The sequence below is a fragment of the Collinsella aerofaciens genome (genome assembly GCF_040910265.1).
Lineage (GTDB): Bacteria > Actinomycetota > Coriobacteriia > Coriobacteriales > Coriobacteriaceae > Collinsella > Collinsella aerofaciens_BK.
Map to the genome: position 1 here is coordinate 41,829 of NZ_JBDGAW010000019.1, position 7,407 is coordinate 49,235.

Sequence of the window (7,407 nt, forward strand, 5' to 3'; positions counted from 1 at the left end):
GCCATATCGGCAATTTGCTGTTTAGATGTAAGGGCATGGCCGCAACGGTCCATGCCCTTTTGTTTCAAGACGCCGCCATCATGCTAAGGAGGCAACTATGACAACTTCGCCTTTGGCAAACCCCACGGCAACAAGGGAGCTGCTGGAGGAGTTTGGCCTTGCGACCAAGCATCGCCTGGGCCAGAACTTCCTGATCGACAACCATGTAATTGAGCGCATTTGCGAGCTTTCCGAGCTCACGGGCGATGAGCGCGTGCTCGAGGTTGGCCCGGGCGTTGGTACGCTCACGCTCGCGCTGCTGCAGGAGGCGGCGTGCGTCACGTCGATCGAGGCCGATCCCGAACTCGAACCGGTGCTCGATGCCCATGCCGCCGACTATGCCAACTTCCGCTTTATCATGGGCGACGCGCTCAAGGTGACGACGGGGCAGATTGAGCAGGCTGCAGGCGGTGAGCCGACGGTATTTGTCGCGAACCTGCCCTATAACGTGGCGGCGACGATCATCCTGCAGTTCTTCCAGACGATGCCCGCGCTCAAGCGTGCCGTGGTCATGGTTCAAAAGGAGGTTGCCGATCGCATTGCCGCGGTGCCGGGTAACAAGACCTATGGCGGCTACACGGCAAAGCTCGGCCTGTATGCGCAGGTTACGGGTCGCTTTGAGGTGCCGCCACGTTGCTTTATGCCGGCACCGCACGTGGACTCGGCCGTCGTGCGTATCGACCGTGTTGACGGCGTGGCGCCCGAAGGACTCGATCGCGAGTTTGTGGCCCGCGTGATTGATGCTGCATTTGCTCAGCGCCGCAAGACCATCCGCAATTCCATGAGCGCCAACGGCTTTGCCAAGGACGTGCTCGACGCCGCCTTTGAGGCTTGCGGTATCGCACCCACCACGCGCGCAGAAACGCTTGATGTTGCCGACTTTATCCGCCTGGCTCAGGAGCTCATCCATGATGCCTAATGCCGAACGCGTGACGTTTACCAAGAAAAAGAAGACGGTTGCTTGTCCCGTGCCCTTGGCACCGCTTGCTGACACGCATGCGCATCTGCTTTCGTTTTGGGGGAAAGAAGTGCCCGAGACGCTCGTGCGCGCCAAAGCCGCGGGCGTCGACCTGTTGGTGACGATGCTCGACCCCATCGCCGACAAGCGCAGCGTGACGGACTATAGCGACTGGCTCGTGCGCGAAATTCTGCCGATGCGGGATATTCCGCAGATCAAGTATCTCGCTGGCGTTCACCCCTATGGCGCGCCGGATTATACCGATGACATTCACGCGCAGGTTGTTGCTGCGCTCGATGACCCTTTGTGCGCCGGTATCGGCGAGATCGGTCTGGACTACCACATGGATTACGACGACGACATCGCGCCGGCGCCCCACAGTGTGCAGATTGATTGCATGGCGCGTCAGCTCGAAGTTGCCGTGCGCCGCAATGTGCCGGTGGAGCTGCACCTGCGGCACGAGGACTCGGATGGGGAGCGCACCTCGCATATGGATGCGTACAACGTGCTGCGCGAGGTGGGTGTGCCTCAGGCCGGTTGCGTGCTGCACTGCTTTGGCGAGGACCGCGCCACGATGGAGCGCTTTGTGGAGCTGGGCTGCTATATCGCCTATGGTGGTGCGGCCACCTTTAAGCGCAACGACGACGTGCGCGAGGCATTTGCGGCGACCCCGCTCGACCGCATTTTGTTCGAGACGGATTGCCCGTATATGGCGCCGGAGCCCATTCGCGGTCTTGAATGCGAGCCAGCAATGATCTCCATTACGGCAAACGCGCTGGTCAACGACCGTGTCGATCGCACCGGCGAGGATGCCGAGGCAATCGCGCGAGCCGCTTGGGAAAATGCCTGCAAACTTTTTCAAAAATAGTTCTTGCGTTCGCGGTGGCGCTCCGTTATTCTAATTCCTGCACGCGGGCGTGGCGGAATTGGCAGACGCGTACGGTTCAGGTCCGTATGGGGGCAACCCCATGAAGGTTCAAGTCCTTTCGCCCGCACCATTGATTGAAAGAGCTCCCAGCAATGGGAGCTTTTTTGTTATGGGCCCGTCGCAGGGACTTGAACCTGTGAAGGAGCGAGCGTAAAGAAAACGCGGAGCGTTTTTAGCGAGCTGGCGAGGACGCCGGCAGGCGGCCGATGCCGGTGCGGATCCGCGAAGCGGATACGCGGACGTCCTTTCGCCAGCACCATGGATTGAAAGAGCTCCCAGCAATGGGAGCTTTTTTGTTATGCACGATCTCCTTGGACGGGTATCCTAATGCCAACGTGTGCCTATCAGAGGAGAGACCATGCTGTTTTCCGGTATCATCGCCGCCCTTACCAGCCTTTTGATTCCCATCATCATCCTGTTGTTGCTGCTCCCCAACGCCTGCTACGTCGTTGAGCAGCAGCACGCTGTGATCATCGAGCGCTTGGGTAAGTTCAATCGTATCGTCAACGCGGGCTTCCACGTGAAGGTGCCCGTGATTGACCGCAAGGCCGCCACGGTGAGTCTGCGCACCATGAAAAACGGATTTGGCATCGACGTTAAGACCCAGGACAACGTGACCATTGGCCTTGAGGTCTCCGCTCAGTACCACGTGAGCTATGACATGGGCGCCGGCCCGGCAGATTCGGGCATCTACAAGAGCTACTATATGCTGCAGGAGCCCGTCGACCAGATGCGCGACTTCATCACCGACGCCCTGCGCTCTTCGATTCCTGTCTACACACTCGATGAGGTCTTTGCCAAGAAGGATGACATCGCCAAGGATGTCAACGCTACCGTTTCCGAGCAGATGGCCGCCTACGGCTTCACCCTCGTGTCGACGCTCATCACCAAAATCGCACTGCCGACCGAGGTTGAGAACTCCATGAACGACATCAACGCCGCCCAGCGCAAGCGCGCTGCGGCACAGGAGCTCGCCGAGGCAGACCGCATCAAGCGCGTCACCGAGGCGACCGCCGAGGCTGAGGCGATGGAAAAGGCAGGCGAAGGCATCGCCAACCAGCGCAAAGCTATCGCGTTGGGCATCAAGGATTCGCTCGAGATTATCCAGGAGACAGGCGTTGGCAACGATGAGGCCAACCAGCTGTTCATGTTTACGCAGTGGACCGAGATGATGACGGAGTTCGCACGTACGGGCAAAAACTCGACGGTCGTGTTGCCGAGCGACTTCTCGCAGTCGGCCTCTATGTTCGAGCAGATGCTGGCTGCCGGCAAAGTTCAAAACGATTCGAAGGAGTAGGCGCGCGTGAAATACACCGTCGTTTGTGTTGGTAAGCTCAAGGAGCGCTTTTGGAAGGACGCGTGCGCTGAGTACACCAAGCGTCTGGGTGCCTATGCCAAGGTGGATATCCGCGAGGTGGCCGATATCGACCCGGCTAAGGCGGGCGGTGTGGATGCTGCGCGTGACAAGGAGGGGGCGGCGATTCTTGCTGCCTTGCCGTCTCGAGCGCATGTGATCTTGCTGGCCATTGAGGGCAAGGAGCGTTCGAGTGAGGAGCTCTCGGCGAGGCTCGACGATCTTATGCTGCGAGGTAGTAGCGACATTGCTTTTGTAATCGGCGGTTCGGACGGCGTGAGTGATGAGGTGCGCGCCCGCGCCGACGAGATGCTCAGCTTTGGGCGCATTACCTTGCCGCACAACCTGGCGCGCGTGGTGCTGCTGGAGCAGATCTACCGCGCCTGCAAGATTAGCCGTGGCGAGCCGTATCACAAGTAGGTCGGCAATACGAAACAATAGCGTGGGACAATGACTTTCGTTTTTGAGGAACGCATCTGAGAGGACTGTGTGATATGAAGATCGGATTTGTCGGTTTTGGCAATATGGCGAGTGCTATGGCCGATGGCTGGATTGCCGCCGGCGTGGCCGCGGGCGACATGTGCGCCTGCGCAGGCCGCTACGATGCTTTGGTCGAGCGTTGCGAGGTGCGCGGCATGGTCGCCTGCCACGATGCCGCCGAGGTTGTCGCCGCATCCGATATCGTGGTCGCTGCGGTCAAACCGTACATGATCGAGAAGGTATTCGCCCCGCTCAAGGATGCTCTTGCCAAAAAGGTCGTTCTGTCGGTTGCCTGGACCTGGGACAGTGCCAAGTGGGAGCAGGTCCTGCCGGGCGTCGCGCATATCTCGACGGTGCCCAACACGCCGGTTTCGGTGGGCGAGGGCGTCATCGCCTGCGAGAAGGCTTCGACGCTTAACGACGAGCAGCGTGCTGTGGTGCTCGACCTGCTCGGTAAGCTTGGCGCTGTCGTCGAGCTCGACACAAGCCTGCTGTTTGTGGGCGGCACGGTGGGTGGTTGCGCTCCGGCGTTTGTCGCCATGGCAATCGAGGCCCTGGGCGATGCGGCGGTCAAGCACGGTATCCCGCGTGCGGATGCTTATCGCATTGTGAGCCAGATGGTGCTGGGTACGGCAAAGCTGCAGCTTGCAACTGGCCAGCATCCTGCGGCGATGAAGGATGCCGTATGCTCGCCCGGCGGTGCCACCATCAAGGGCGTCGTTGCACTCGAGGACGCCGGCATGCGCAGCGCCCTGGTCAAGGCAATCGACGCAACCCTCCAGTAAAACCGACCAAAAAAGGGACAGTTTATTTTGGCAGGTTTTTCCTGCGGTTTTGTCCTTTTAGCGAAAAGTGCCCCGCAACTGGCTCAATTCCAGTTGCGGGGCACTTGCGTTTGCCCAGATAAAACCGACCAAAATAAACCTGTCCCTTTTTGGCAGGTTAGTCCCAGAAGCCGTCTTCTTCGTCCTCGGACTTGGGGCCGCGGTCGACATACATCTTATGGGTGCGCTTCTCCATTACAAAGGCAATAATCGCAAACAGCAGGATGCCGCCGGCGAAAAGGATGGCAAAACCGGTGCGGGTGCCAAACAAAAAGGAAAAAACTGCGTCCATTGGGTGCCTTCTTGCGTAGTTGAGTTGGGTCGTAAACGCTCATAAGTATATACTTGCCCATACATGTACAAGGTTGCAACCTAAATGGAATGTATATCGCCGGAGGATCTAATGCTTGATATCAAGTTTGTTCGCGAGAACCCCGATGCCATCGACGCCGCTATGGCCAATCGCCAGACGTCTTGGGACCGCGAGAAGTTTTTTGAGCTCGACGATGAGCGCCGTGCCGTCATCACCGAGGTCGAGGAGCTCCAGGCCACGCGCAACGCCGAGTCCAAGAAGATCGGCGCCCTGATGAAGGAGGGCAAGAAGGACGAGGCCGAGGCCGCCAAGGAGGCCGTGCGCGCCGTCAACGAGAAGATTGACGGTCTGGCCGAGCGCCGCACTGCTCTCGAGCAGGAGCAGTACGACTTCATGGCTCACCTGCCCAACATTCCTTGCGAGGCCACGCCGTACGGCAAGGACGAGGACGAGAACATCGAGCGCCGTCGTTGGGGTACCCCGCGCGAGTTCGACTTCGACTTTAAGCCACACTGGGATCTGGGCACCGATCTGGACATCCTCGACTTCGAGCGTGGCAACAAGCTCTCCGGCAGCCGCTTCACCGTTCTCGGTGGCGCCGGCGCCCGTCTTGAGCGCGCCCTCATCAACTTCTTCCTCGATACGCACACCAGCCGTGGTTTTAAGGAGTGGTGGCCGCCCATCGTCGTCAAGCGTCAGACCATGTTCGGCACGGGCCAGCTGCCCAAGTTCGAGGACGACGCCTATCACGTCTCGGGCGACAACTTCCTGATCCCTACCGCCGAGGTCGTGCTCACCAACCTGCACGCCGGTGAGGTCCTCGACGCCGACACCCTGCCGCGCCGCTACACCGCCTTCACCCCCTGCTTCCGCGAGGAGGCCGGTTCCGCCGGTCGCGATACCCGTGGCATCATCCGTCAGCACGAGTTCGACAAGGTCGAGATGGTCAAGTTCGCTAAGCCGGAGGAGTCCGACGAGGAGCTCGAGAGCATGACCGCCGAGGCCGAGTACCTGCTGCAGCAGCTGGGCCTTCCGTATCGCGTGATTAGCCTGTGCACCGGCGACTTGGGCTTCTCTGCCCGTCAGACCTACGACATCGAGGTCTGGCTGCCGAGCTACAACGCCTACAAGGAGATCAGCTCCTGCTCCAACTGCGGTGACTTCCAGGCCCGCCGCGCCAACATCAAGTATCGCGACCCCGAGAACTTCAAGGGTTCGCGCTACCTGCACACCCTTAACGGTTCCGGCCTGCCGGCTGGCCGTACCATGGCTGCCATTCTGGAGAACTACCAGAACGCCGACGGCACCATCACGATCCCCGAGGTCCTGCGTCCCTACATGGGCGGCCTCGAGAAGATCGAGCCGGTCGCGTAACTTGGCTGCATAGGCGATATGCAAGGGCGCTCCTTCGGGGGCGCCCTATTTCGTGCGCAGGTCCATACCATGCCGTGCGGACAGCTCAATAGAAAACACACGAACAACTGTTCTGTATACAGCCATCTACCTGCTATGCTTTTGCTAAATAAGAGCGAGAGAAAGGGGACGCGATGGAGCTGTTTGATGATCGGGTGGTTTTGTTTGAGAGCGACGAGGGCGGGGAGTACCTGCTTGTGACGTGTGAGCCGTCTGGCATGGGTGGCCTGGTGGTTCGACAGACGAGCGAGGGGCCGTTGACGCAATGGTGCTACGAGGAGTCGCCTCATGTGGTTGAGACGTTTGTGGCGCACGAGGGGCTTGTGGCCCTAGAGCATTTCTATGGGGTCCAGACATCTAATCAGGTTGCTCGCATGTTGAGCATCTCGTTTGCCGATTATGATTGTGCCCAGCGGGTGAGATCGCTCCTGAGGGAACTTGATGCTAAGTTTGACGTGATCGAAAAGCCAATCGATCGTACGGGGAATGGCGGTATATGCGGAGCAGCATGACAAGACTGCGTTCCACAAAAAAGTTTGAAATTGTGCTTGACTCCAATAAGCTAAAGTGGTTTTATATGTCTTGCGCTGCGGCGTTACCTCAGCTGGATAGAGGGTCTGACTACGAATCAGAACGTCATAGGTTCGAATCCTATACGCCGCACCAATTGAAATTGAAAGCCTCCGGCAACGGGGGCTTTTCTTTTAGGCGGACGCCGCATGGATTCGAACCTCGGTCGAGGCGCGGGCGTCAAGAAAACGCGGAGCGTTTTTAGCCCGCGGGCGAGTCCGCCGGCAGGCGGGCGAAGCCGGTGCGGATCCGCGAAGCGGATGCGCGGAATCCTATACGCCGCACCAATTGAAATTGAAAGCCTCCGGCAACGGGGGCTTTTCTTTTATGGCAACACCGCATGGATTCGAACCTCGGTCGAGGCACGAACAACTTAATTATCACTCCGTAAAATTTTTTCTAATTGTCGCTTGACCCATCGGGGGCTCGCGTGCATAATAATCCGTGCGTTGCGGCGTTACCTCAGCTGGATAGAGGGTCTGACTACGAATCAGAACGTCATAGGTTCGAATCCTATACGCCGCACCA

The 7,407-nt window shown here is 58.9% G+C and carries 8 protein-coding genes and 3 tRNA genes; 10 read left to right on the top strand and 1 reads right to left on the bottom strand.

All coding sequences use genetic code 11. The features are described 5' to 3' along the window. Positions 1-97 precede the first annotated feature (97 nt). The 6 genes from rsmA (at position 98) to proC (ending at position 4,544) form a co-directional block, all read left to right on the top strand. Positions 98-958 (top strand): 16S rRNA (adenine(1518)-N(6)/adenine(1519)-N(6))-dimethyltransferase RsmA, encoded by an 861-nt coding sequence (rsmA, locus tag AB5Z14_RS08010; RefSeq protein WP_117583810.1) that lies wholly within the window; start codon positions 98-100, stop codon positions 956-958. Continuing rightward, a complete protein-coding gene (locus AB5Z14_RS08015) occupies positions 948-1,865 on the top strand; it encodes a TatD family hydrolase (protein ID WP_368130999.1) in 918 nt (305 codons plus the stop codon). The genes rsmA and AB5Z14_RS08015 overlap by 11 nt, the downstream gene beginning before the upstream one ends. 43 nt (positions 1,866-1,908) lie before the next feature. Further along, positions 1,909-1,995, top strand: a tRNA-Leu gene (locus tag AB5Z14_RS08020). A 288-nt stretch (positions 1,996-2,283) separates the two neighbouring features. Continuing rightward, positions 2,284-3,222: an SPFH domain-containing protein gene (locus tag AB5Z14_RS08025; protein WP_117757556.1), complete on the top strand. Its 939-nt coding sequence runs from the start codon at positions 2,284-2,286 to the stop codon at positions 3,220-3,222. A 6-nt stretch (positions 3,223-3,228) separates the two neighbouring features. Then, positions 3,229-3,699, top strand: coding sequence for a 23S rRNA (pseudouridine(1915)-N(3))-methyltransferase RlmH (gene rlmH / locus AB5Z14_RS08030; protein ID WP_035136824.1), 471 nt, complete (start codon positions 3,229-3,231; stop codon positions 3,697-3,699). 74 nt (positions 3,700-3,773) lie between these two features. Next, on the top strand, positions 3,774-4,544 hold the full coding sequence (gene proC, locus AB5Z14_RS08035; protein WP_117655499.1) for a pyrroline-5-carboxylate reductase: 771 nt from the start codon (positions 3,774-3,776) through the stop codon (positions 4,542-4,544). A 157-nt stretch (positions 4,545-4,701) separates the two neighbouring features. Here the strand turns inward: proC and AB5Z14_RS08040 are convergent, their stop codons facing one another. Further along, the gene (locus AB5Z14_RS08040) at positions 4,702-4,875 is read right to left on the bottom strand and encodes a DUF6724 family protein (RefSeq protein WP_368131000.1); all 174 of its coding nucleotides are present in this window, start codon (positions 4,873-4,875) and stop codon (positions 4,702-4,704) included. Between the two features lie 111 nt (positions 4,876-4,986). On the opposite strand from AB5Z14_RS08040, the gene serS reads away from it, so the two are divergent. The 4 genes from serS (at position 4,987) to AB5Z14_RS08060 (ending at position 7,407) form a co-directional block, all read left to right on the top strand. Continuing rightward, entirely contained in the window at positions 4,987-6,270 is a 1,284-nt protein-coding gene (serS, locus tag AB5Z14_RS08045; protein WP_368131001.1) for a serine--tRNA ligase, read from the top strand. Positions 6,271-6,443: 173 nt separating this feature from the next. Further along, positions 6,444-6,821, top strand: a complete 378-nt coding sequence (locus tag AB5Z14_RS08050; RefSeq protein ID WP_117645937.1) for a hypothetical protein — start codon at positions 6,444-6,446, stop codon at positions 6,819-6,821. A gap of 77 nt (positions 6,822-6,898) precedes the next feature. Then, positions 6,899-6,975, top strand: a tRNA-Arg gene (locus AB5Z14_RS08055). 355 nt (positions 6,976-7,330) lie between these two features. Continuing rightward, positions 7,331-7,407 (top strand) — tRNA-Arg (locus AB5Z14_RS08060).